The sequence below is a fragment of the Desulfobaculum bizertense DSM 18034 genome, from assembly GCF_900167065.1.
Lineage (GTDB): Bacteria > Desulfobacterota > Desulfovibrionia > Desulfovibrionales > Desulfovibrionaceae > Desulfobaculum > Desulfobaculum bizertense.
Genome location: NZ_FUYA01000007.1, coordinates 19,556 through 44,183, shown reverse-complemented (window position 1 = coordinate 44,183; position 24,628 = coordinate 19,556). Strand labels below are relative to the sequence as shown.

General features: G+C 54.0%; 20 protein-coding genes and 4 tRNA genes. 2 read left to right on the top strand and 22 right to left on the bottom strand.

Going from position 1 to position 24,628, the window contains the following annotated elements; genetic code table 11:
* Positions 1–4: 4 nt before the first annotated feature.
* The 10 genes from tuf to rpmE all read right to left on the bottom strand — a co-directional run bounded on the left by tuf (position 5) and on the right by rpmE (position 6,230).
* Positions 5–1,147 (bottom strand): elongation factor Tu, encoded by a 1,143-nt coding sequence (tuf, locus tag B5D23_RS10675; protein WP_078685432.1) that lies wholly within the window; start codon positions 1,145–1,147, stop codon positions 5–7.
* A 55-nt stretch (positions 1,148–1,202) separates the two neighbouring features.
* A tRNA-Thr gene (locus B5D23_RS10670) sits at positions 1,203–1,278 on the bottom strand.
* A gap of 59 nt (positions 1,279–1,337) precedes the next feature.
* A tRNA-Gly gene (locus B5D23_RS10665) sits at positions 1,338–1,414 on the bottom strand.
* Between the two features lie 65 nt (positions 1,415–1,479).
* Positions 1,480–1,565: transfer RNA gene (locus B5D23_RS10660), tRNA-Tyr, on the bottom strand.
* A 10-nt stretch (positions 1,566–1,575) separates the two neighbouring features.
* A tRNA-Thr gene (locus B5D23_RS10655) sits at positions 1,576–1,651 on the bottom strand.
* Positions 1,652–1,868: 217 nt separating this feature from the next.
* Positions 1,869–2,792 carry a UDP-3-O-acyl-N-acetylglucosamine deacetylase gene (gene lpxC / locus B5D23_RS10650; protein WP_078685431.1) on the bottom strand — a complete coding sequence of 308 codons (924 nt, stop codon included), beginning with the start codon at positions 2,790–2,792 and terminating at the stop codon, positions 1,869–1,871.
* A gap of 132 nt (positions 2,793–2,924) precedes the next feature.
* Positions 2,925–3,806 carry a peptide chain release factor N(5)-glutamine methyltransferase gene (gene prmC / locus B5D23_RS10645; protein ID WP_078685430.1) on the bottom strand — a complete coding sequence of 294 codons (882 nt, stop codon included), beginning with the start codon at positions 3,804–3,806 and terminating at the stop codon, positions 2,925–2,927.
* A 2-nt stretch (positions 3,807–3,808) separates the two neighbouring features.
* Positions 3,809–4,882, bottom strand: a complete 1,074-nt coding sequence (gene prfA / locus B5D23_RS10640) for a peptide chain release factor 1 (RefSeq protein WP_078685429.1) — start codon at positions 4,880–4,882, stop codon at positions 3,809–3,811.
* Positions 4,883–4,901: 19 nt separating this feature from the next.
* On the bottom strand, positions 4,902–5,831 hold the full coding sequence (locus B5D23_RS10635; RefSeq protein ID WP_078685581.1) for a DUF1385 domain-containing protein: 930 nt from the start codon (positions 5,829–5,831) through the stop codon (positions 4,902–4,904).
* A gap of 177 nt (positions 5,832–6,008) precedes the next feature.
* On the bottom strand, positions 6,009–6,230 hold the full coding sequence (gene rpmE, locus B5D23_RS10630; protein ID WP_078685428.1) for a 50S ribosomal protein L31: 222 nt from the start codon (positions 6,228–6,230) through the stop codon (positions 6,009–6,011).
* Positions 6,231–6,584: 354 nt separating this feature from the next.
* Between rpmE and mutY the strand changes: the two genes are divergently transcribed.
* Positions 6,585–7,679 (top strand): A/G-specific adenine glycosylase, encoded by a 1,095-nt coding sequence (gene mutY, locus B5D23_RS10625; RefSeq protein WP_078685580.1) that lies wholly within the window; start codon positions 6,585–6,587, stop codon positions 7,677–7,679.
* An 89-nt stretch (positions 7,680–7,768) separates the two neighbouring features.
* Here the strand turns inward: mutY and B5D23_RS10620 are convergent, their stop codons facing one another.
* From B5D23_RS10620 to B5D23_RS10600, 4 genes are all read right to left on the bottom strand, one after another.
* On the bottom strand, positions 7,769–8,557 hold the full coding sequence (locus B5D23_RS10620; RefSeq protein WP_078685427.1) for an AsmA family protein: 789 nt from the start codon (positions 8,555–8,557) through the stop codon (positions 7,769–7,771).
* Between the two features lie 32 nt (positions 8,558–8,589).
* Complete coding sequence (locus B5D23_RS10615) at positions 8,590–9,036, bottom strand: DMT family transporter (RefSeq protein ID WP_078685426.1); 447 nt, start codon at positions 9,034–9,036, stop codon at positions 8,590–8,592.
* Positions 9,037–9,420: 384 nt separating this feature from the next.
* Positions 9,421–10,332, bottom strand: coding sequence for a dihydroorotate dehydrogenase (locus tag B5D23_RS10605; RefSeq protein ID WP_078685424.1), 912 nt, complete (start codon positions 10,330–10,332; stop codon positions 9,421–9,423).
* A gap of 20 nt (positions 10,333–10,352) precedes the next feature.
* Entirely contained in the window at positions 10,353–11,150 is a 798-nt protein-coding gene (locus tag B5D23_RS10600) for a dihydroorotate dehydrogenase electron transfer subunit (RefSeq protein WP_078685423.1), read from the bottom strand.
* A 67-nt stretch (positions 11,151–11,217) separates the two neighbouring features.
* Here B5D23_RS10600 and B5D23_RS10595 point away from each other — a divergent pair, with 67 nt between their 5' ends.
* The gene (locus B5D23_RS10595; protein WP_234985088.1) at positions 11,218–13,269 is read left to right on the top strand and encodes a peptidase U32 family protein; all 2,052 of its coding nucleotides are present in this window, start codon (positions 11,218–11,220) and stop codon (positions 13,267–13,269) included.
* Positions 13,270–13,327: 58 nt separating this feature from the next.
* Here B5D23_RS10595 and B5D23_RS10590 read toward each other — a convergent pair whose 3' ends face one another.
* The 8 genes from B5D23_RS10590 to carB form a co-directional block, all read right to left on the bottom strand.
* Positions 13,328–13,675: a phenylpyruvate tautomerase MIF-related protein gene (locus B5D23_RS10590; protein ID WP_078685422.1), complete on the bottom strand. Its 348-nt coding sequence runs from the start codon at positions 13,673–13,675 to the stop codon at positions 13,328–13,330.
* A 34-nt stretch (positions 13,676–13,709) separates the two neighbouring features.
* Complete coding sequence (locus tag B5D23_RS10585) at positions 13,710–14,045, bottom strand: carboxymuconolactone decarboxylase family protein (RefSeq protein WP_144012607.1); 336 nt, start codon at positions 14,043–14,045, stop codon at positions 13,710–13,712.
* A gap of 156 nt (positions 14,046–14,201) precedes the next feature.
* Positions 14,202–16,580 carry a penicillin-binding protein 1A gene (locus tag B5D23_RS10580; RefSeq protein ID WP_078685420.1) on the bottom strand — a complete coding sequence of 793 codons (2,379 nt, stop codon included), beginning with the start codon at positions 16,578–16,580 and terminating at the stop codon, positions 14,202–14,204.
* Between the two features lie 45 nt (positions 16,581–16,625).
* A complete protein-coding gene (locus B5D23_RS10575) occupies positions 16,626–17,141 on the bottom strand; it encodes a hypothetical protein (RefSeq protein WP_078685419.1) in 516 nt (171 codons plus the stop codon).
* A gap of 2 nt (positions 17,142–17,143) precedes the next feature.
* The gene (locus B5D23_RS10570; RefSeq protein WP_078685418.1) at positions 17,144–18,772 is read right to left on the bottom strand and encodes an ArnT family glycosyltransferase; all 1,629 of its coding nucleotides are present in this window, start codon (positions 18,770–18,772) and stop codon (positions 17,144–17,146) included.
* Positions 18,773–18,791: 19 nt separating this feature from the next.
* The gene (locus tag B5D23_RS10565) at positions 18,792–19,784 is read right to left on the bottom strand and encodes a KpsF/GutQ family sugar-phosphate isomerase (RefSeq protein WP_078685417.1); all 993 of its coding nucleotides are present in this window, start codon (positions 19,782–19,784) and stop codon (positions 18,792–18,794) included.
* 28 nt (positions 19,785–19,812) lie between these two features.
* Complete coding sequence (purF, locus tag B5D23_RS10560; protein ID WP_078685416.1) at positions 19,813–21,204, bottom strand: amidophosphoribosyltransferase; 1,392 nt, start codon at positions 21,202–21,204, stop codon at positions 19,813–19,815.
* 41 nt (positions 21,205–21,245) lie between these two features.
* Complete coding sequence (gene carB, locus B5D23_RS10555; protein WP_078685415.1) at positions 21,246–24,479, bottom strand: carbamoyl-phosphate synthase large subunit; 3,234 nt, start codon at positions 24,477–24,479, stop codon at positions 21,246–21,248.
* Between the last annotated feature and the right edge of the window lie 149 nt (positions 24,480–24,628).

Here is a 24,628-nt window from a genome sequence, read left to right as displayed (position 1 = left end):
GAGATTACTCCTCGATTTCGGAAACAACGCCAGCGCCGACGGTACGGCCACCCTCACGGATAGCGAAGCGCAGGCCCTTTTCCATAGCGATGGGGGCGATGAGCTCAACTTCGAAGGTTGCGTTGTCACCAGGCATAACCATCTCAACACCGTCAGCGAGGGTAACCACGCCGGTGATGTCGGTGGTACGGAAGTAGAACTGCGGGCGGTAACCGGAGAAGAACGGAGTATGACGGCCGCCCTCTTCCTTGGTCAGTACGTAGACTTCGCCCTTGAATTTCTTGTGAGGGGTGATGGAGCCGGGAGCTGCCAGAACCTGGCCGCGCTCGACGTCTTCACGCTTCACGCCACGGAGCAGAGCGCCGATGTTGTCGCCAGCTTCACCCTGATCGAGGAGCTTGCGGAACATTTCAACGCCGGTGCAGGTGGTCTTGGTGGTTTCCTTGATGCCGACGATTTCGATTTCGTCACCAACTTTCAGAACACCACGCTCCACACGACCGGTAACAACGGTACCACGGCCGGAGATGGAGAAGATGTCTTCGATGGGCATCAGGAAAGGCTTGTTGACGTCACGCTCAGGCTCAGGGATGTAGCTGTCGCAAGCATCCAGGAGTTCCTTGATAGGAGCGAGTGCCGGATCGTCTGCGGAATCAGCCTCAGGGCCTTTGTAAAGCAGCTCACGAACTTCGAGTTCGACGAGCTCGAGGAGCTCTTCGTCGTCAACGAGGTCGCACTTGTTGAGGAAGACAACCAGAGAAGGCACACCAACCTGACGAGCGAGCAGGATGTGCTCACGGGTCTGAGGCATGGGACCGTCAGTAGCTGCGACCACGAGGATACCGCCGTCCATCTGGGCAGCGCCGGTGATCATGTTCTTGATGTAGTCGGCGTGACCAGGGCAGTCCACGTGAGCGTAGTGACGGGTTTCGGTCTCGTACTCAACGTGAGAGGTTGCGATGGTGATACCGCGTTCCTTTTCTTCAGGAGCCTTGTCGATTTCGTCAAAAGCGATGAACTCGCCGCCACCGATAAGGGATGCACCCTTGGTGATAGCTGCGGTCAGAGTGGTTTTACCATGGTCAATGTGACCAATGGTACCAATGTTAACATGCGGCTTTTTACGTTCGAATTTTTCCTTGGCCATGACTCTTTCCCCCGTACAAACGGTTGGTTGATGGTCAGAAATTGAATACAAAAAATGGAGCCCACGACCGGATTTGAACCGGTGACCTCTTCCTTACCAAGGAAGTGCTCTACCTACTGAGCTACGTGGGCTTATAAAGAAACTGTAAGAGAGAGTAAAGGGGAAAATAGGAAGGACATGAGGATATATGTGGAGCGGGAAACGGGACTCGAACCCGCAACCCTCAGCTTGGAAGGCTGATGCTCTAGCCAATTGAGCTATTCCCGCACACAATATTCTGCAGTCAAACAACAGGTCTTCCCTGTCTCCTACAGTCGCTTTCGCGTGTGAAATGGTGGAGGGGGGAGGATTTGAACCTCCGAAGGCAATCGCCGACAGATTTACAGTCTGTTCCCTTTGGCCACTCGGGAACCCCTCCATTTCAAAGCTGGAGCTGGTGATAGGAATCGAACCTACAACCTGCTGATTACAAATCAGCTGCTCTGCCAATTGAGCTACACCAGCGCCTGGCAACCAAAAGAGAAGCAGGAAGCTTTCCCCTTCGGCGAGGAGCAGAACTATACGGACCAGCCGCCCACGTCAAGCAAATTTTGAAATTTTTTTGTTTTTTTCTATAAAAACTTCAAAAAGATCCGTCTACTCGCTCGCTGAACCAGCAATCTATCACAAAAAAAACTGCCCCGAAAGGGGGCAGTTTTCAATTCATGCAGAAAGGCAAACCTTAGGCCAGAACGGGCATACCAGCGACATCCTGCTCCTGACAGGCCGCAGCCTGAACCGGAACAGCTTCCTCTGCTTCCACAGTTCGCAGGTATTGTGCACCATTTTCTGTCAGCTCGCGCAGGAAGGCATTATTGAATGCGTGGCCGGAGCAGCGCACTTCAAAGTGCCCCATGAGCGGGAGCGGACTTACCGACATGTCGCCAATGAAGTCCAGAATCTTATGGCGGACAAATTCATCTTCAAAGCGGAGACCTTCACCATTCACAACGCCGTACTCATCGAGCACAACCGCGTTGTCCAGAGATCCACCAAGAGCGAGGCCATTCTTCTGGAGGTATTCAACATCGCGCAGGAAGCCAAAGGTTCTGGCCTTGGCGACTTCGGCAGAAAAACTTTCTGGAGTCAGCTCAAAGCGCATAGTCTGGGTTCCGATGCGGGGATGATCGAATTCGATGGTATAGTCCACACGAAAACCGTCGTACGGGCGAGCCTTGATGCTCTTTTCACCGTCGCGGTATTCAAAAGACTTGGTCAGCATAAACATGCGACGAGGCTTTCCAAGCTTGCGGATGCCCGCAGACTTGAGCAAAAACACGAAGGAAGCAGCGCTTCCGTCCATGATCGGGACCTCTCCCCCACTCACGTCGATCTGAACATTATCAATATTCAGGCCGCGCAGGGTAGCCATGAGGTGCTCGACTGTTCCGATGGTATCATTGCCCTGTCCAAGTGTCGTTGCCAGCCCGGTGCCAACCACATTATTGGGGTTTGGCGTCAGGAATCGGGTTCCGTTGTCGTCATGAAGAACGAACACGATACCGGTATCAACGTCAGCAGGACGAATGGCAAGTTCAACCCGGCGGCCACTGTGCAGGCCGATGCCGGAACATTTTACTGTTTTCTGGATTGTTGTCTGTTGCATGAATGCCTCCAGCCCCTTTTAAGCAACTTTCATGCCACATACAAAGATAGAGCTAACCACTTGAAATACAAGGATACAGAGCAACGTGTACCCTGTGTCCTTTTGTTGGAAAAAAATCACACACGTGTGTTTTTACACACGCTTTTGCGCGACGACATAGCGATCAAGCCCTGCGAGATCCTTGCAGATTTTCACAGTCTGAAACTCGGAAACAGCACCAAGAATCTCGGCAACAGCAGGTCCCTGCTTCCAGCCATATTCCATGAGGAACCAGCCTCCGGGCCGCAGAAGCCTTGCCACATGCGGTGCCAGCCTGCGAACGCACTCCAGCCCGTCCGAGCGCCCCTCCCCTTCTGCCGGAACCAGCGCAGTCTTCGGCTCAAAGTCCGCGACCTCCACACTGACCTCTGCATACTCGTCCTCACTTACGTACGGAGGATTCGAGACAATCAGATCAAGTGACGCTTCCGGGGCAAAATCGCTTCCAAAATCCGCATGGCGCATCTCAACACGCGACGCCACGCCATGACGCTCTGCATTTTTCTGCGCCACCGCCAGGGCACCTTCGCTCAGATCCAGAGCACAGCCCTGTGCCCCGGGGAATTCCAAAGCCAGCGTCACAGCAATACAGCCACTTCCGGTGCCGAGATCGGCAAACTGAAAAGCAGCATCTCGCGGAAATATCGACTGAACAGCTTCAATCAGCAGCTCAGTTTCCGGGCGTGGCACCAGCGTAAAACGGTCCACATAAAAATCGTAACCAAAAAATTCTTTTTCACCGAGCAGATACGCAACAGGCTCACCTGCTGCCCGACGTTCAACACATTCCTGAATGCGGGCCAGGTCTGGAGCGGCAACAGCCTTGTCTGCATGGACAAGAATATCAAGACGGCGCATGCCAAGGACATGCGCCGTCAGAATTTCTGCAGAAAGTGCCGGGCTATCAACCCCGGCCTGCTCCAGCCGTGCCCGAGCCTGTGCGACACAGTCTCGTACGGTTGTTGCTTGGATCACGCTTATGCGTCCTCCGCCTGCTGACGCAGGGCTTCAGCCTGATAATGGCTCACAAGGGATTCCACAATTTCCTCAAGGTCACCACCCAGCACTTCTTCAAGCCTGTACAGCGTCAGGTTGATGCGATGGTCAGTGATACGTCCCTGAGGGAAGTTGTATGTCCTGATTCGACCGGAACGGTCGCCAGAACCAACCTGTGCGCGACGAGTATCTGCCTGCTCCTGATGAATGCGGTCCTGCTCCATCTGGAACAGGCGGGAACGCAGAACAGTCAGAGCCTTGGCCTTGTTCTTGTGCTGGGACTTTTCGTCCTGACAGGTCACAACAAGACCAGTGGGCAAATGGGTGACACGAATAGCCGAGTCAGTGGTGTTAACACTCTGTCCACCAGGACCAGAAGAACGGTACACATCAATGCGCAGGTCTTCGGGGCTAATGTTCAGCTCGACTTCTTCGGCTTCCGGCATAATTGCGACAGTACATGCAGAAGTGTGGATACGGCCCTGAGATTCAGTGGCCGGAACGCGCTGCACGCGGTGAATGCCGGATTCATATTTCAGACGGCTGTAGACGCGCTCGCCAGAAATGGACGCGATGACTTCTTTGTAGCCACCGGAACCCGTTTCGTTCGAACTCATCATTTCAGTTTTCCAGCCATTATGCTCAGCAAAACGCATATACATACGGAACAGGTCAGAAGCAAAAAGTGCTGCTTCTTCACCGCCAGTACCCGCACGAATTTCGAGGATGATGTTCTTTTCATCCATCGGGTCCTTGGGCAAAAGCAAAAGCTTCAGCTCATGCTCCAGCTCAGGCAGACGCGTTTCGATTTCGTCAATTTCAGCCTTGGCAAGATCACGAATTTCCTGATCGTCATCGTCGAGCATCTCGCGGTTATCGCTCAGATTCTCCTGCATCTGCCGGTATTCCCGGTAGACTTTCACGATGGCGCCCAGGTCAGCGTGCATCTTGGTCAGCTTGGTATAGTGTTCCTGATCGTTAAAAACGTCAGGTGAGGCAAGCTCCAGTTCGAGCTCCTCAAAATTTCGTTCAATGCTGTCTAGCTTGGCGAACATCTCGGAGACCTCTTGAAATCTAGTTGTCGACCGCGCCGTTCAGCGCGGCGATGGCCACTTCCAGCTGCGAGTCGTCAGGCTCTTTCGTGGTCAGATATTGAAGCATGAGTCCCGGCCAGCACAGCACCCGACACAGGCGGGCACCCTTCTGTCCTGTATACTTAATCAGCTCATACGCGATAGCACTTACAGGAATCATCATAAAAAACTTGGCAAAGACAACATACATCTGCCGAAAGACTGCGCCCTCAGGGGCATATATTGCCAGCAGAAGCGGAATCAGCAGGGCATGAAGAAGAATTGAGAGAGTCAGCACGAACAGCAAAAAGGCTGTGCCGCACCGTGGATGCAAACGACTAAACGGACGAGCGGTGCCGGGCGAAAGCTCTTGGCCTTCTTCATACGCCCAAATGGTCTTGTGCTCTGCTCCATGATACTGGAACACCCGCTTGATGTCTGGAATCCGGGATATGGCCCAAATGTAGGCCACAAAGATAGAAAGCTTAAACAGTCCATCCCAGGCATGAAAGCTCAGGGAACTGGTGTCGCCACCAAAACCGAGGGCTTCTACCCCCAGAGAGAACAGATGGGGAACGACAACAAAAAGCCCAAGGGCAAGTGCGATGGACAGGGCCACAGTCAGGGCCATCTGCCACGGCTTAATCTCTTCTTCTCCGTCGCCCTCTGTTGCAACCTGTGTGGAAAAATTCAAAGACTTGATGCCGTTGACCAAGGTTTCGATCAAGACAAAAAAGCCTCTGACAAAGGGTTTCCGCATCAGGGGAGAGAGGTGCGAAAACGTGAACCACTCTCGCTTTTCGAGAGTAATTGAGCCATCGGGCTTGCGTACGGCAATAGCCAGACGGTCACCGTTTCGCATCATCACGCCTTCGACCACAGCCTGCCCACCAACGGAGCGGGCTGCCATCAAAACCGGGGACAGAGCCATCCGGGCTGCTTTTCCGCAGGAGCGAAAAAAGCCCGGGAAACACGAATCTGTACGGGACATTGCAGCCTCCAGCCGTGAGATGCCACGGCCCGGTTCACATGAAAAGACGCCTCCGACAGGTTGTCCTGACGGAGGCGACTGCCGTTCGGGATACAATTCCCGACGAAAAGAGAAATTCTAGTTCTCCTTGTCGGCACCAAACTTGGCGTACTTCTTGCGGAAGCGGTCAATACGGCCAGCGGTGTCAACGAAGCGCTGCTTGCCGGTGAAGAAGGGATGGCAAGCGGAACAAATTTCGACGTGCATCTCTTCACCTTTAGTGGTGATAGCTTCAAACTCGTGACCACAGGCGCAACGGATCTTGGCCTTGTAAACTTTCGGATGGATATCTTTTTTCATGGCAATATTCCTCCACAGGGTTCGGAAAAGACGGGTTGGATACCCTGTTTCAAGCCGTTTGGCAAGTTTATGTCTTGCGGGCGCCCAGCAGGCAGTCCGCTTTGTGTGCTCTCCACAGGGGAACAAACATTCCTGATAATGTATACTGTCACCGTACGGAGAAGGCAAGAAGCAACGGGTCGGAGCAGTCTTCTGGGGAGCCTTCCGCGCAGAGGGTTTGCTGTTGCTTTATACAAAAAAGGGCAAAGTCTCAATGGAATAAACGTCTTCCTGAAAATTTGCACGCAGTGGACCGAAAAACAGACCAAATCCGCACTTGCAAAGGCACGGGGAGCATGCTTTTCTGCTCTCCTCATGCCCAAAAAGAACACATTTTCTCCCACACTCATTGCGTGGTTCAAAAAAATACAGCGCCCCCTGCCCTGGCGACAGGATTACCTGCCCTATCACGTCTGGATTTCTGAAATAATGCTCCAGCAAACGCAGATGGACCGGGCAGTTCCATATTTTGAGCGGTGGATGGACCGCTTTCCGACCATTGCCAGCATTGCCGACGCGCCCGAAGACGAAATTCTCAAATACTGGGAAGGTCTCGGCTATTACACCCGCGCCAGAAACATCCGCAAAGCCGCGCTCGTCATCTGTGCCGAGCATGGCGGCGAATTTCCGGCAGAGCACAAAGCCATTCTGGCGCTTCCCGGTATAGGACCCTACACCGCAGGCGCCATTGCCAGCCTTGCATTTGGTCTGGACGTCCCTGCCATCGACGCCAATGTCGAGCGGGTTTACGCCCGGCTTTTCGACATTGATTCGCCCATCAAAGAAAAAGATGCCAAAAAACGCGTTGAAGCACTCTCCGCAGAACTTCTCCCAGCAGGACAGGCCCGCGATTACAATCAGGCCGTCATGGAATTGGGCGCACTCATCTGCACGCCCCGTGCTCCCCGCTGTGAATCCTGCCCCGTTGCCGAGCATTGCGAAGCCCGACGGCTCGACATTGTGGCATTCCGTCCGGTTCCCGGAAAGAAAAAAGACATAACGCCACTCAATGTGGTCTGTGGTGTTTTGGAGCACAAAGGGAAAATCTACATTCAGAAACGTCCACAAGGTGCGGTTTGGGGAGGACTCTGGGAATTCCCCGGCGGTTCTATCGAAGCGGGCGAAAGCCCCGAGCAGGCCGTCGTTCGCGAATTTCAGGAAGAAACAGGGTTTCAGGTCCGCATCGCAGACAAAATTTCCATTGTCCGTCACGGCTACACGCGCTTTCGCGTCACCCTCCACTGTTACTTTCTCCAGGCCGACGCCCCGCTTCCGCCGTCGACCATGAGCGCCGCAGACGAATGTCTTTGGGCCACGCCAGAGCAGATTACAGAACGCGCGTTCCCGGCAGGGCATCGCAAGCTTATCGACCTGATGCGACAGGACCTGCGTTTCAGTCAGTACATCTAAGACTTTTCTTCCCCTTGGCAAGAGCACAAAAAAAGAGCCGCCCCATCCCGGAGTGGCTCTTTCTCTTTTTTCGGTTTCACATCACGCAGTCATTTTTCGAGATCATTGAAGAAATTCTGGAGTCCCTTACCGAACTCATCCAGTCCTTCCTTGACCGAATCCAGACCTTTTTCAAAAGAATTCTTGTTCAGGCCCGGCACAGACTCCACCACGCTATTATTGATGGCTTCAACAATAATCAGGGCAGCTTCAGACATGGTCACCTTTCGGTCTGTTCCAATATCCATGATATGAATATCACCGGCCTTCACTGTGACCAAATTCTTTCTCAGGCCAGTCAGCGCCACGTTGACCTGTGTGCCGATAATGTCCACGTCTTTGATCTGAACATACTTTTCTTCTTTCGGCTCATCCGCCTTTTTTTCGTCTGCTGCGCCCTCTTTTTCTGCTTTCGCAGCCTGCGCAGCTTCATGCTTTCTCACCCGCTGAGCAATATGGTCTCGAATTTCTTCGATATTCGTGCCTTTTTTGGACAGCTCAAGTGTCAGCTGTGGGCGGTCGATTCGCAGGGAATGAATGACAATGGTATCTGTTGTCACCGATTTAGTGTCCATTGAGACATCCACGGATTCAATACGAATGGCATGTGGAGACTGGTATCCCGCAGGGTTACCAATCTGGAAACCTTTCAGGCTTCCACGGCCATCAAAAATCGAAATGTCAGAGGAATCCAGTGTTACGGCTGTCCCTGTAAACCGGGTGCCATAGTCCTCAATAGAGCGTTTGACCAAGGGATTGATCGACATAATCGCGTATGCACCAAGGCCAACCACAGCCAGAACAAGCACGAGGCAGCTGATGCCCAGTATTTTTTTCATATGCAAACCCCGTTATTACAACGGTTTTGGGTTCAAAAACGACGAATAAGCACAGCTCCAGCGCACACCATACAGATACCCAGCACTCGGAGCAGCCCAATTGGATGTTTGGGTACACCAAACATACCATAGTGATCCAAAACAAGCGATGCCGCCAGCTGACCAGCAACAATAAAGGCAAAAGTTGTCGTCGTTCCAAGGTGAGGGCCAACAAGGATAGAACTCGCCACAACGTAGGCGCCAAGCATTCCACCCAACCACTGCCACCACGGAACCTGAGAAATTTCTCCAAAATTCGGGCACGGAAGACGAAGCAGGAATATCATCGCCAAAAGCGTCAGTGAGCCAACAACAAACGAAATAAACGCCGTAATAATCGGGTCATGGGTCCACCCCCCAAGGCGCATATTCACCCCAAGCTGTATGGACATTGCACCACCAACTCCCAGCGCCAGCACCAAGTACATCAGCGTCTTCATTTGTGTGCCTCGTTTGTTATTGTGTGTTTAGTGGGGTGTGTTTTGTTGGGGGCGCTGCCCCCAAGGCCCCTGCAAGGGGCGCTGCCCCTTGACCCCGCCCAAGGACGAGGCCCTTGGGAATCCCGCTTTCGCTGGACTATGGGGCTGAGTGGGATGAGAGCAAAGCTCTCCTCTCCATCAGCCCCATAGTCCAGCTAGTGGACACCCAGTGCGTTCTTTTTCTTTGCGCCTCACCCAAGTTTGAATTCCATTCACGCGAAGCGTGGAGGGAATTCAAACTCGATGAGGATACGTAAGGGAATCATTCCCTTACGCGGGGTCCGGGGCTGGCCCCGGCGGGGGTTTGGGGGCAGCGCCCCCAATATACCACCCCGCGAAAATCCCTTATGCCTTCAAAGAACCGCGGTACTCATCCCATGAGCCTATTCCATAGGCATCGCACAGCTTTTCAAGTTCGTCCACCAAGTGGAAGACAAAATCGGGTCGAATAAAGTTTGCCGTCCCGATTTCGACAGCGTGGGCGCCACAGAGAATAAATTCGAGGACATCCTCAGCTGAGGATATACCACCGACACCGATAACCGGGGTCTTTACGGCCTGACAGACCTGATGCACACAGCGAAGGGCAACAGGTTTCACAGCTGGGCCAGAGAGTCCACCGATGACATTAGCGAGACGGGGTCGGCGAGTGCGGGCGTCGACGGCCATACCGGAAAGCGTATTGATAAGGCAGAGAATGTCTGCTCCTGCGCCTTCTGCGGCACGGGCGATCTCGGTAATGTCGGTCACATTGGGAGAGAGCTTGATAATAACGGGCTTGTCGCCAGCCACACGCTTCACGGCCTCAGTAACCTTTGCTGCCATTTTGGGGTCCTGCCCAAAAAGAATGCCGCCGGAGCGAACATTTGGGCACGAGATGTTCACTTCAAGGGCGGCAACGCCGTCCTGCTCAGCGAGGACGGTAGCGAGGTCGGCAAACTCTTCTGCGCTACACGCATAGAGGTTGGCAATGACAGCCATATCCTTATGCGGCAAGCGCGGAAGACGGCCTTCCAGAAAGGCTTCGACGCCAATATTCTGAAGTCCAATGGCGTTGAGCATACCCGAAGGCGTTTCTGCGATACGCGGCATGGGATTGCCTTCGCGAGGTTTGAGAGACAAACCTTTAACGACAATACCGCCGAGTTTCTTCAAATCGCCATAACGGCTGTACTCCAGACCATAGCCAAATGTGCCGGAGGCGGTCAGAACAGGATTTTTCAGCTCCAGACCGCCAAAGCTCACGTGCATATCCATAAAATACCTGTCCTGCTCAGTTAAAACGTAATCTCATCGGACCAGAACACAGGTCCACGGGAACAGACGGAAACAGGGCCTTTGTCCTTGTGCTCACACACGCAGCCAAGGCAGGCACCAACGCCACATGCCATGCGATTTTCCAAAGAAATCTGAGCACGACCACCGTGGTCAGCAGCCACTCGCTGAACAGTTTTGAGGAATGGGGTTGGACCACAGGCGACAATCAGCCCATCCGGGCAGTATTCTGGAATTGTTTTTTCCAGAAGAGCAATAAAGTTCTGAAGGTCTTCAGGCTTCTGCTCACGACAGGATGTCGCCTTAATCTTGTCTGCAATGGAGCTAAAGGGGTAATTTTCTACCGGAGGACGGTGCCCAAAAATCATTTGAACATTTTCCGGCTTAGAATGGCGCTCGACATATTCGGCAAAAGGTGCCATGCCGATACCGCCCGCAAGAATGAGGGTCTTGCGGTTTTCATCCATAACAAACGTATTGCCGAGCGGCCCCCAGACTGTGACGTTGTCACCGGGCGCAAGCTGCGTCAGTTTCTCCGTCCCGCGTCCTACGACCTGAAAGAAAACGGACAGGATGCCGTCCCCAGCTCGATAGATAGAGAACGGACGGCCCCAAAGAGGATTGTGCTCCCATCTTGTGGGGCGTACCATAATAAACTGACCCGGTTTCCAGTTTTTCCACGCAGGGCTGGTTTCGTCTGGATGTTCCAGAACGAGTTCAAAAAAATCTCCATCCGGTCCCTGCTTGCCGAAACGGGATAAGGACCTTACTTTCACGTCACTGCATGCATTTGCAAACATCGCTGCAATCCCTTATTGGTCGCCGTCGCGTTAAAAGAACGCTCCACCCAAAACAGGCGAAGCACAAATGAATATGACACAACCAGAAATTCTTGCTCCCGCAGGTGATCGCCACGCCTTTATGGCGGCCCTTGCCGCCGGGGCTGACGCTATTTACCTGGGACTGAAAAACTTTTCAGCCCGCGCCGAAGCCGGGAACTTTTCCATATCCGAGCTGGCCGTGCTGACCGAACTCGCACGCCAGAAGAACTGTCGCGTGCACGTTGCCATGAACACCCTGCTTAAGCCGGGTGAAGATCAGGCCGCAGGTCGTCTTGTCGAAAGACTGAACCGCTACGTTCGGCCGGCAGCTCTTATTGTACAGGACCCGGGAATGGTCAAGCTCGTACGTCAGGCTGGATTCGAAGGAGAAATCCATCTTTCTACCCTGGCAAATGCAGGCTCACCCCGCGCCCTGTCTATGATACACGAAAAGCTGAACGTACAAAGAATCGTTCTGCCCCGTGAATTAAATATTGATGAAATTCGCACCTGCGCCAAGGCATGCCCCTCCGGGTGTGATCTTGAGGTCTTTGTACATGGCGCATTGTGTTACAACGTATCCGGTCGGTGTTACTGGAGTTCGTACCTTGGAGGCAAGAGTGGTCTCCGGGGCCGTTGCGTACAGCCCTGCCGCCGCACGTACTCCCAGAAAAATAATACCGGAAGATTTTTCTCCTGCACGGACCTTTCGCTGGATGTACTGACCAAGACCCTGCTTGAGGTTCCCGAAGTCCACTCCTGGAAGATCGAAGGCCGCCGCAAAGGCCCGCACTACGTGTACTACACCGTCAGTGCATACCGCCTGCTGCGCGACAACCCGAATGATCCTCAGGCCAGAAAGACTGCGCTCTCACTGCTGGAGCAGGCACTGGGCCGCAAGGGTTCGCACTACGCGTTCCTGCCCCAGCGTCCGTATACTCCGACAGATCCGCAGCGCCATACCGCTTCTGGTATGTTCGTGGACAAACTGAAAACCGTCCGCGGCCGCAAGCTGAATATTTCCCCTCGTGTCGAGCTGAAACCCGGCGACCTGCTGCGTGTTGGCTTTGAGGACGAACCCGGTCACCAGATCGTAAAAATCCGCAAGGCTGTGCCCAAGGGTGGCCGTCTGGACTTCATGGCTCAGGGCAAACGCCTGCCCAATGCGGGCAGCCCGGTGTTCCTCATTGACCGCCGCGAAAAAGAACTCATGCAGGCACTGGACAAGCTGGAAAGAGAAGCTCAGGCCATCAAGGCTCCCAAAACAGCGGAGTCCACGTTTGAGCCAAAACAGCCCAAGCCGCTCAAGGGAACAATTCGCCCGCTGCACCACCACGTGTACCGCCACCTTGGCCGTAACCGCCTGAACGAAGGTTCTGGTCTGTGGCTCACGCCAAAAACTGCCCGCGAAACCAAGCCCGGTCTTGCCATGCGCGTGTGGTGGTGGCTGCCGCCTGTTATCTGGCCGAATGAAGAAAAAGAATGGCAGGAAGTCATTGAACGCCTCGTGCGCGGTGGTGCCCGCCGCTTCATGCTTGGCGCTCCGTGGCAGATTGCGCTGTTCCCCAAAGAACTGCCCCGCCTGCCCCGCGCGGTCGCACTGCGACGCGGCCGAGGCAAACGGCATCACTCACAGGACAACCCGCGCAAGTCTGACCAGCTGAATCTCTGGGCCAGCCCGTTCTGCAACGTTGCCAACCAGCACCACCTGCTCTGGCTCAAAGATATGGGCTTTAGCGGCGCTATTGCCTCTCCTGAGCTGAACAAAGACGATGCGCTGGCGCTGGGCAAGGCCACACCTCTTCCGGTAGGCTTTGTCACGACAGGCCAGTGGCCTCTGGGCTTTACCCGCATTCCGCTTGAAGGCGTCAAGCCGGAGAAGCCAATCCTCAGCCCCAAAAAGGAAGCCTGCTGGGTTCGCCGCTACGGCCAGCTCAACTGGATTTACCCTGCATGGGGACTGGACCTGCATACCAAGGAGCATGAACTCAATCAGGCTGGCTACAGTGCATTTATTCATATGCACGAAAGCAAGCCTCGTGAGGTTCCGCAGGCAACACGTACCAGTACATTTAACTGGGACCTTCGCCTGCTCTAGCTCTGGGCAAACGACATTAAAAAACGCGCATCAGTCACACTGGTGCGCGTTTTTTTATTTAGGCAAAGGTGCCGCCATTCCAGCCAAAGAACCCCCGCTCTGCATCCTTGAATTCGATGTAGACCCGGTCAGCCGGAATGTTCAGCTCCCGGTGGAGCAAGGCACAAATCTGCGCACTCAAGGGCGCGCAGCTTGTCTCCCGCAGGCCAATGCTTTTCAGCTCAACAAAGGCCGCAGGCTCAACGCTTCCGCCAAAGCTGAGTGTCCGGCCGCTTTCGACCAGCGACATCACCCACTTTTCTTCTTTCTGAAGCATTTCGGCAACAGCAGTCGAAAAAATCGCATTCTTTTCCTTTTCCTGTTCTGCCGTCAGCTCAAGATTCGTTTCAACTCGCATTAAAGGCATATTTTTTCTCCGTGTCGGCGAGGACACACCCTCTTTATTCCGAAACTGCGCCGTTCAGCTCCAGTTCTTCAAGCACTTTTTCCATGTACGTCAACTTGGGACCACCACCCATGAGCACGGCCAGCCATGCGGCTTCAAGAATTTCTTCACGCCCTGCGCCCGCCTCAAGGGCCTGCTTCACGTACACAGCAATGCACGAATCGCACTGCTGCGAAACGCCAAGCGCAAGCAAGGTCAGAGCCTTGTGCTTGGTCTCCAAAAAGCTTCCCCCCTTGGTGGCTTTCATCAAGGAATAAAAAGCTTCGAGCTGCCGAGGTGTTTCCCTGTGCAGCGTCTCAAGGGTTTCTGTAAATTTTTCCAGTCGGGTCATACGAATACCCTCCTGCCCCTTTTGCTCTTTGTACTTGGGCATGAGAGGCAAAAAATTGCAACGCCTGATTTCACAGAGCCCATCATACACAAAAAATCACAGAAAAAGTGCACAAAAAAAACGCCCCATGCGAACACGGGGCGTTTCTGTTTTCATTTAGAACACCTGTTTGAGCAGGTCCTCACCTGCGGCCTTCACGCTTCCACCGGGACTGGTGGTGCTTGCGGTCGAGGTTCGGTGTGGCTCTGTTCCCGCCTTGTAGGGCAGAAAATAGCTCTTTTCTGTGGCGGAGCCAGCCAGCAAACCATTCTTGGCATCAATGCGAGCCATAACAATACCCGGAGGCTGAGGGAAATCCTCTTCCGCATACTGCGACTCAATGGCTTTGCGATAGCCAACCCAGATAGGCGATGCAGCACGGGAGCCAGTTTCAAAACGTCCCATAGGCTGCATACGGTCAAAGCCAACCCAGACAGTTGTCAGCAGGTATGGCGTAAAGCCAACAAACCATGCGTCCTGCTCATCGTTGGATGTGCCAGTCTTGCCCGCAATGGGACGAGTAAAGGCTCGGCGAACACGCCAGCCCGTACCGCTCGACACAACTTCCTTCAGGAGGGACGTAATGATGTACGCTGTCTGCGGGCTTACGGCGTCCTCGTTCACCTGCTTTTCATTCACATAAAGCGTATCGCCCCATGCGCTTTCGACACTCAGGATAAAGCGAGGCTCAACCGTACTGCCACCACGGGCAAAGCCTGAATAGGCTTTTGTCAGGCCAAGCGGCGTCACAGGAGAGGAACCAAGGCTCACGGAAAGATCCTCCGGGAACTCGCTTTCCAGTCCCATATGACGGGCACGCTTGATAATCTTTCGGATACCTACGCGCTGAGCCAGTCGAATTGTCACGAGATTTCGAGACTTCACCAAGGCGGTCCGCAAAAGCGTCGGGCCATAGAAAATGCCCTCAAAATTCTGCGGTTTCCAGACCATTGTCGAGCTGGTGTACACAATAGGAGCATCAAGCAAGACAGTCGACGGCGTCATGCCATTGTCCAGACCTGTGGAATAGACAAACGGCTTGAATGCTGAACCCGGCTGGCGTCTCGCCTGCGTTGCCCGGTTGAACTGGCTTTTGTCAAAGCTATAGCCACCAACAAGGGCACGGACTTCACCGCTTCCCGGCTCCATGGAAATCAGCGCACCCTGCACCTCTGGCTCACGCTCCAGCGTGACATTCCACATGGCAGCCTTGGCAGCGCTTTCATCCTCAGGATTCAGGTTTTCAGGAACGGCAAGCAGAGAGACCCAAATCACGTCGCCAGAGTTCAGCACCTTGCGGCAATCCTTGACACTGGGCACTTCTTCCGTGGCTTTGCTTGGGTCAATGGTTCTGGCCCAGTGAACTTCTTTCACGTCCAGACGGCCCTGAAAATCACCAAACTGCACAATGGCCCGGTCAGCGGTCACATCCTTGACCAACGCCTTTACCCATGTGCCCTGCTCCAGCTCAAGAGCCGAATACGGGTGATTATTCAGGAACATGCCCCATTCATTCCGGTTCAGATGCTGAAGGGGACCAGTCCAGCCGCGGCGCTTTGCAGAGGCAATCAGGCCGTCCCGAACAGATCGCTCGGCAGCAAGCTGATGCGTCATGTCCACGGCGGTGTACACGTGCAGACCAGCGTTATACACAACATCTTCGCCAAAGCGTTCAATGAGGCGACGGCGAACTTCTTCAAGATAATATGCGCCCTGATGCCAGGACGGATCGTCCATGCGTTTCAGGGTAATAGGCTCGCTCAGGGCTTCCTGATACTGCTCTTCCGTAATCCAGTGCAGCTCGCGCAAACGATTCAGCACATAATGCTGGCGCTTAATGGCTCCAGCCATATTGCGATACGGATTATACGAGCTGGGCGCCTTGGGCAGACCAGCCAGCATTGCCGCCTGCGCAATAGTCAAATCCTGCACATGGCAGCCAAAATAGGCGCGGGAAGCAGCCTCAATGCCATAAGAACGGGCACCAAAATAAATCTGGTTGAGATAAATGGTCAGAATCTCATCCTTGGTCAGGTAATGCTCAAGGCGATACGCAAGGATGGCTTCCTTGATCTTACGCTGATAGCTCCGCTCAGGAGTCAGCAGCAAGGATTTGATGACCTGCTGGGTGATGGTACTTGCGCCCTGCACAACGTGACCAGCACGCATGTTTGCAAAAAAAGCACGGGCGATAGCAAGAATATCCACACCACCGTGGGCGTAGAAGCTGGTGTCTTCGGCCGCAAGAAAGCTCTGCGGGACAAAGTCAGGCATTTCCTTGATACGAACAAGAAAACGCTTTTCCTTGTAAAAATACCCCAGAACTTCGTTATTCCGGGTGTAGACCGTTGTCACCAGCGGCGGATTGTAGTCCGTAATATTCGTAAAACCGGGAAGATCGCGAGAGGCCCAGTAGTACAGGCCACCTGCGATGCCAGCTACACCAGCAACGGCGAGAGCACAAAGAATTCCCAGAACAATACACAATTTTTTCATAACAGTACCCATTCGGGCCATAGTGTGGCTGAGTGTTCAGTCGCGTTAGCGCTCAGGAAACCATTCCTGTAAAAGCGTGGCGAAAAGTCGGCGTACCGTCTTTCTGTCCATATCCAGAGCACTCAGGAGCTTATCCAGCCCCGCGGCTCCGGCGCGTTGCACGCATGGCGCAGTATCAAAGACCATGATTGAGCCTTTCTGCACCCAGAAGGGATAAATGCGGCAGTACACAGGCCGGGCATCCCGGGGGAGTGTACAGCCTTCGCTTCCAAGAAAAACACAGGCGCCGTCCTCAAGAGCCAGCCGCAAATGCTGGCCCCCAATCTGCACTTTTTCCTGCAACAAATCCTTGCACTCAGGAAAGAGCCGCTCAAGACTTTGCACAAGGGCTGGTACAGTTTCCTGCCGGGCAATGCCCTTTCCCGGAATTCCAGTCGCAGCCTCTATCCGCTCCACATCTGCCTGCGACAGTGGGAAACAGTGCGGGATGTCCTCTGGCAGGACTTCACAACAACACTGCCCTCTTCTGGCGCAGGCCGCGCACATACACGAATCACTCATAGCTAGTATCCAGTTCCAGTTACTGGCGGCCAGTTTCCTTTGAAACCATAACACAAATACACAGTAAATCGGCGGGCCGGACGTCCTGCATGCATGGACTGGTATGGGATTCTCTCATACTTTTCAAAATATTTCAGGAGAGAATCATGCTGGCCCTTGAATTTTTTCATAACAAAAATCGCATCCCAGCCAGTCTTGTCCTGCGGACCGGGCCACAAGTCATACTGGTTGAGTCGACGACCACCCGGCAGGCAATACGCACGTTCCTTGCCGGGAACACTCCACGACAGCGCAGAGGTCACATCATAGTTGTCGCCAAAGAAAAAGACATGCTCAGGATTGTCGAACTGGGTATTGCGAAGCTCATCAAGCTTGTCACCCAAATCATCCCAGCCTTTCAGATGCATGATGGGGTTCTCGATGTGGACCTTGCCCACGATGGGCAACGTGCCCTCGTAGCGCCACGGAATTGGCAACGCATCATGAACCATCAGAATGGTCATGAGCATGGCGCCAATAATCGGCCACGGCCACACGCGCCAGTTCTTCCCACCACGTCGCTTCCACACCGCATTCCATGCAGCCGCAGCAAGAATAAAACCAGAGGCGTAGCTCACGGCGGACCAGTTTGGATTAATTTTGGTATGGAAAGACCAGAAAATAAAAAAGCCCCAGATAGGCCAGAAGCCCGCGACCAGCAAGGCATTCTGTGCGTAATCCTGCGCCTTGGCATACTGGATGCCCCGGCCGGGATTTTTCCGCAGAGCCTGAATGCTGCCCCAGGCTCCAAGCAGGGTAAAAATGAACCACCACGGCAAAAGAAGACCAAACTGGCTTCCAATGTATTCCGGGAATCTGTCAAAGCGAATAAAGGACTGCGCTCTGGAACCAGACACACCGCCAAGGTGCAGGACGTGCCGCACTCCGGCGTAGTCATTCTGCATGTTCCAGATAAGAATCGGGAGGAATCCCAGCAGCGTTCCCACGAGAAGTGCCACGGTCAACCGCGTCACAAAACGCTTTTCTGCCATGCCCCGCCGATGCAGCAGCCAGACAAAGACAAACGCCACAGCAGCAAAGGCCAGCATCATGTACTTGGCAAGATTGCCCACGGCCAGCGCCAGTGCCAGCAGCACATACGGTGCGATGCGCTCCGGCTTCTGATAGGCCCAGTACATGGAAAAGAGTGCGCCCATCCAGCAAACCATAAGCGGATTGTCTGTGGTCATGAGCACGCCAGAGGCCATTGCCAAAAGCGAACAGTTCAGAACGACCAGTGAAAGCAGACCAAGGCGGGGACGCTTCCAGAGCTTTGCCACACCAAGGAACAAGATACACTGCATCAGTGCGGAGCCAAGAATGGCCCCAACGCGAACACCAAAGGTGGTGTCACCAAAAACGGCTGTTCCCGCTGCATTAATCCATGCAATGAGCGGTCCCTTGGTAAAATAGGACAGCTGAAAGGTTCGGGACCAGTCCCAGTACTGGGCTTCGTCCTGAACAAGATCAAGCTGACCAGAGAGCACAAAAAGAATACGGGCAAGGGTAACAGCAAAAATAAGAAGGCCGGCCAGTAGCTCTGGCCGGCATCCTAAAACTCGGTTTTCAAGAGCGGAAGGAGTAGTTTGCATTCAGTTTCCTGAGGTCATGCTAGGCAGAGAACTTGAGGCGTCCCTTACCAAGCAGATCATGGAGGTGGACCATACCAACAAGCTTTTTCTCACTGTCCACCACGGGGATAACGGTCACTTCGCGAGTCTCCATAATATCAAGAACTTCGGCAGCCGTCACGTCAGGACGTACACAAAGCGGCTCTGATGTCATCACATCTTCCACCGCGACGTTCATGTCTGGAGTTCCGCTGCACAGCATTCTGCGCACGTCACCGTCAGTCAAAATGCCATGCAAAACGCCAGAAGCGTCTGTAATGGCAAGTGCGCCAAGTCCGCCAGCATCAAGCGCAACCAATGCCTCGGCAAAGGGAAGCGTATGATCGGCCGTCGGCAGATCGTCCACATGCATCAAATGCTGCACGCAGGCCCGCAGGCGCTGCCCAAGAGAACCACCGGGGTGGCGCTGGGCAAAATCATCTTTTTCAAAACGGTTCCACGTGACCAGGCAGGAGGCCAGAGCATCACCAAGGGCGAGCTGGGCGGTTGTGCTGGCTGTGGGAGCAAGACCAAGGGGGCAGGCTTCGCGCTCGACACCGCTGTCGAGAGCCACATCAGAAAGAGACGCCAGAGTCGACTGGAGATTTCCTGTAATGCCAACAACCTTGAGTCCAAGAGTGCGCAGCGCGGGCAAGATGGCGTTCAGCTCATCTGTCTCTCCAGAGTTGGAGAGTGCCAGCACCACATCTTCGGAGCGAAGCATCCCAAGGTCGCCGTGAGCGCCCTCAACAGGATGCAAAAAAAAGGAGGGGGTTCCAGTGCTCGAAAGAGTGGCTGCGATCTTGCGGCCAACAAGCCCGGACTTGCCGATGCCTGTAACAACCACACGACCTGTGCAGCCACCCATAATTTCAAGCGCCTGAATGAAACTCCCGTTCAGCCTGTCACGTACCCGGCGCAACCCTTCAATTTCGATGTCGAGAGTCTCCCGACCAAGGGTCAGCCAGTCACGTTCCTGTGCTTTGGGTGTCATATATTCAAAACCTGAGGTTAAAGTCAGCCTACTCCATACACATCTTTCCAGCGCCCTTGCAGGGCTGGATTGGATAATTTCCATCGAAGCAGGCGAGGCAGAAGTCCTTTGGGTATTCCACGGAGGACAGCAGCCCGTCAATAGACAGGTAATGGAGGCTTTCCAGACCAATAAAGCGGGCGATGTCTTCCACAGAGTGGTTTGCTGCAATCAGCTCGCCTTTGCTGGAAAAGTCGATTCCGTAGTAGCACGGGAACTTGATCGCCGGGCAGGCCACACGCATGTGGATCTCTGCGGCACCAAGTTCACGCAGCCGCTTGACGCGAGTGCGAATGGTCGTTCCGCGAACAATGGAATCTTCAACCACCACAATGCGTTTGCCCTTTACCATGCTTCGCACAGGGTTCAGCTTCATGCGGGTCGACAGATCACGCATGTCCTGTGAAGGCTGAATAAAGGTTCGGCCCACGTAGTGGTTCCGAATCATGCACTGCTCAAAGGGAAGTCCGGAAGCCTGAGCATAGCCCACGGCTGCGTAGTTTCCCGAATCCGGGAATGGCATAACAAAATCAGCATCCACAGGAGCTTCGTTTGCCAGAGCCATACCCATTGCGCGGCGGCATTCATAGACGTTCTGACCAAAGATGTCAGAATCCGGCCGTGCAAAGTAAATCAGCTCGAAAATGCACTGCTTTTTCTTCTGTTCGTCAACATACTGCACACTGCGCTGGCGTCCGCCCCGGTCCAGAATGAACATCTCACCCGGACGGAGTGCGCGCATGAAATCTGCCTCAAGCAGATCAAAGGCGCAGGTTTCGGAAGCCAGGACATAGCAGTCATTCATGCGGCCAAGGGCCAGAGGACGAATCCCCAGCGGGTCCTTCACGGCAATAAGCTTGTCGTTGGCGAGAATCAAAAGCGAGAATGCTCCCTTGATACGGCGGCAGGCCTGCGCCACAGCGTCTTCGATACAGAGACCATCCTGATTCATGCCTCGGGCAATGAGGTGCACGATGACCTCAGAGTCCATAGAGGTCTGAAAGATGGTTCCCATGTGTTCCAGCTCTGTACGCAGCTCGTGCGCATTCACCAGATTGCCGTTGTGTGCAAGGGCCAGCTTCGTGTCACCAAAACGCACAGTAAAAGGCTGTGCGTTCAGCAACTGGGAGGCTCCGGTCGTGGAATAGCGAATATGACCGATGGCAATGTCACCCTTGAGATGGTCGCCAAGGTGGGCTTCTTCAAAAACTTCGGCAACAAGGCCCATGCCTTTCTGCTCACAAAGTTTTTCACCATCCCAAGAGACAATGCCGGCACTTTCCTGACCACGGTGCTGCTGCGCGAAAAGACCAAAATAGCTCATCCGAGCAGCCTCGGGGTGTCCGTAAATACCAAACAGTCCGCAGTATTCTTTTTTCATTTCCTTGCTGTTGCCGCTTTGTACGGCCAGTTGGAGTAAGCTTAATCGCTGTAATATTCCTGAAGGCTTCTCACGCCCGGCTCACGTTCCTTCAAATCACGAAGGGCGTATGCCATTGCGCGGGCACCAGCGACGGTGGTGGTGTACGGAACACCGTACAGCAGCGTGTTCTGACGAATCACAGTGGAGTCGCCAGCCGTCTTTTTGCCCGAAGCCGTGTTGATGACAAGGTCAACTTCGCCATTCTTGATGCGGTCAACGACGTTGGGACGACCTTCGTACACTTTGTAGACGGTCTCAGTCTCAACACCTCGGCGGGCAAAGAACTTTGCCGTGCCGTGCGTTGCCAGAATGGTAAAGCCCAGCTGCTTAAAGGTTGCAGCAACGTCCAGAATGCCTTCCTTGTCCGCGTCATTCACAGAGATGAAGACTCGGCCAGAGGTCGGAAGGTTCTGCCCGCCTGCGAGCTGACCCTTGAGGAATGCCATGCCAAAGGAGGTATCCACACCCATAACTTCGCCTGTGGAACGCATTTCTGGTCCAAGCAGAATGTCTACACCTGGGAAACGATTGAACGGGAACACGCTTTCTTTGACAGCGATGTACCCACCCTTGCGCATGCTCCAGGGGTCGAGATCCTTCACCTTGGCACCAAGCAGAACCTTGGTTGCGAGTTTTGGCAGCGGAACGCCAGTGGCCTTGGACACAAACGGTGCCGTACGGCTGGCACGTGGGTTCACCTCGAGGATGTAGATAGCGCCCTCTTTCACGGCGAACTGAATGTTCATCAGGCCAACAACCTTCAGCTCCTTGGCAAGAGCAACGGTCTGGCGTCTGATTTCTTCAACAATCAGGTGACCAAGAGTAATGGGCGGAATCACACAGGCGGAGTCGCCAGAGTGAATGCCTGCTTCCTCGATGTGCTCCATGATGCCTGCGACGTAGACGTCTTCCCCGTCAGACAGGGCATCGACGTCAACTTCGACAGCGTTTTCAAGGAACTTGTCAATGAGGATAGGATGTTCGGGAACAGCCTGCACTTCGTGTGCAAAGTAATTCCTGAGGCCTTCCTCGTCATACACGATTTCCATTGCGCGGCCGCCCAGAACGTAACTGGGGCGGACAACAACCGGGTAGCCAACGATTGCGGCTTCTTCCACGGCTTCGTCAACGCTCATGGCTGTGCCGTTGTCGGGCTGACGCAGGCCAAGCTTTTTGAGCAATGCACCAAAACGCTCACGGTCTTCGGCGCGGTCAATGGAATCAGGATGCGTGCCAAGGATATTGACTCCGGCACGCAGCAGCGGAACAGCAAGGTTCAGCGGGGTCTGTCCACCAAACTGAATGATGACGCCATCCGGCTTTTCCATTTCCACAATGTTCATGACGTCTTCAAAGGTCAGCGGCTCAAAGTAGAGTCGGTCAGACGTATCATAGTCAGTGGAAACAGTTTCCGGATTGGAGTTCACCATAATGGAGGTCACGTTCTCTTCGCGCAGGGCGTAGGATGCGTGAACACAGCAGTAGTCAAACTCAATGCCCTGACCAATACGGTTTGGGCCACCACCGAGGATCATGACTTTCTTGCCCTCGGCAGCCTTAAGTTCTTCACCCTGCTCATAGGTGGAGTAAAAATATGGGGTGTACGCCTCAAACTCAGCAGCGCAGGTATCAACCAGATAGAATGTCGGCTCAATACCAGCAGCCTTGCGCAGGCGGCGAACATCAGATTCTTCCAGCTTCCAGAGCTTGGCGAGCTGGACGTCAGAGAAGCCGTATTCCTTGGCCTTGCGGAGCATGTCGCAGACTTCTGTATTCTCTGCGGACAGGGTTGCACCGAGGCTAAAGGATTTCAGCTCGCCCTCAACCTCAACAATGTCCCGAATCTGGCGAATAAACCAGGGGTCAATGTGAGAGGCCTCAAAGATTTCTTCGTCAGTGAGTCCGCACTGGATGGCGTGACGCAGAGCAAAGATACGCTTGGAGTTGGGCTTGCGCAGTTTGGCAAGGATGTCGTCCTTGTCTGGGCACTGCTGGAGGAAGTCCTTGCCAAGGCCGGGCATTCCGATCTCCAGAGAACGCAGGCCCTTCTGGAGGGATTCCTTGAAGGTTCGGCCAATGCTCATGGCTTCACCAACGCTCTTCATGGCCGTTGTCAGAACGTCCTCGGTACCCGGGAACTTCTCAAAGGTCAGACGGGGAATCTTGGTCACAACGTAGTCAATGGTCGGCTCAAAGGAGGCCATTGTCTCACGGGTGATGTCGTTAGGGATTTCGTCCAGTGTGTAGCCGACTGCAAGCTTGGCTGCGATCTTGGCAATAGGGAAGCCTGTTGCCTTGGAAGCCAGTGCAGAAGAACGGGACACACGGGGGTTCATCTCAATGACAACCAGTTCGCCGTTTTCAGGATTCAGGCCAAACTGCACGTTTGAACCACCGGTTTCAACACCAATCTCGCGCATAATAGCCAGAGAGGCATCACGCATGTGCTGGTATTCCTGATCGGTCAAGGTCTGGGCCGGGGCAACCGTAATGGAGTCACCGGTATGGACACCCATGGGATCAAGGTTTTCGATGGAACAAATGATGACGCAGTTGTCGTTCTTGTCACGCATCACTTCCAGCTCATACTCTTTCCAGCCCAGAACAGACTGTTCGAGCATGATTTCGCTCGTACGGCTGGCAGCAAGACCCTGAGAGGAAATCTCCAGCAGGTCTTCCATGTTGTAGGCAACACCACCGCCGGTGCCGCCAAGCGTGTATGCGGGTCGAATGATGATGGGGAAAGGAATTTCCTTCGTGGCATCACGAACATCATCAAGGTTACGAGCAATGGTACTCGCCGGAACCTTGAGGCCAATACGCTCCATAGCCTCGCGGAAAAGTTCACGACTTTCGGCTTTTTCGATGACCTCTCGTGCCGCACCAATAAGCTCAACGCCGTATTTCTCCAGCACACCCATCTCGGCAACAGCCAGAGCGGTGTTCAGACCGGTCTGACCACCAAGGGTGGGCAACAAGGCGTCGGGACGCTCCTTTTCAATGATTCGTGCAACGGTTTCTGGCTCAATCGGCTCAATGTACGTCCGGTCAGCCAGCTCTGGATCAGTCATGATCGTTGCAGGATTAGAGTTCACCAGAACTACTTCGTAGCCTTCTTCTTTAAGGGCTTTCAAAGCCTGAGTCCCGGAGTAGTCAAACTCGCAGGCCTGACCAATGACGATCGGACCAGAGCCGATCAACATAATTTTCTTGATGTCAGTACGTTTAGGCATGTCGTGTTGGTATGGTTCGGGTTATCTTTCCTGCGCATTTTTTGCCCAGACGGGCAACCAATGCGTCTGCTGTCTCACAGGGTGGGAACGTTTTTTTGAGAAAAAACATATGGAGGCAGCGTTCCGCCCGGAAAGCTGGGGGTGTTATA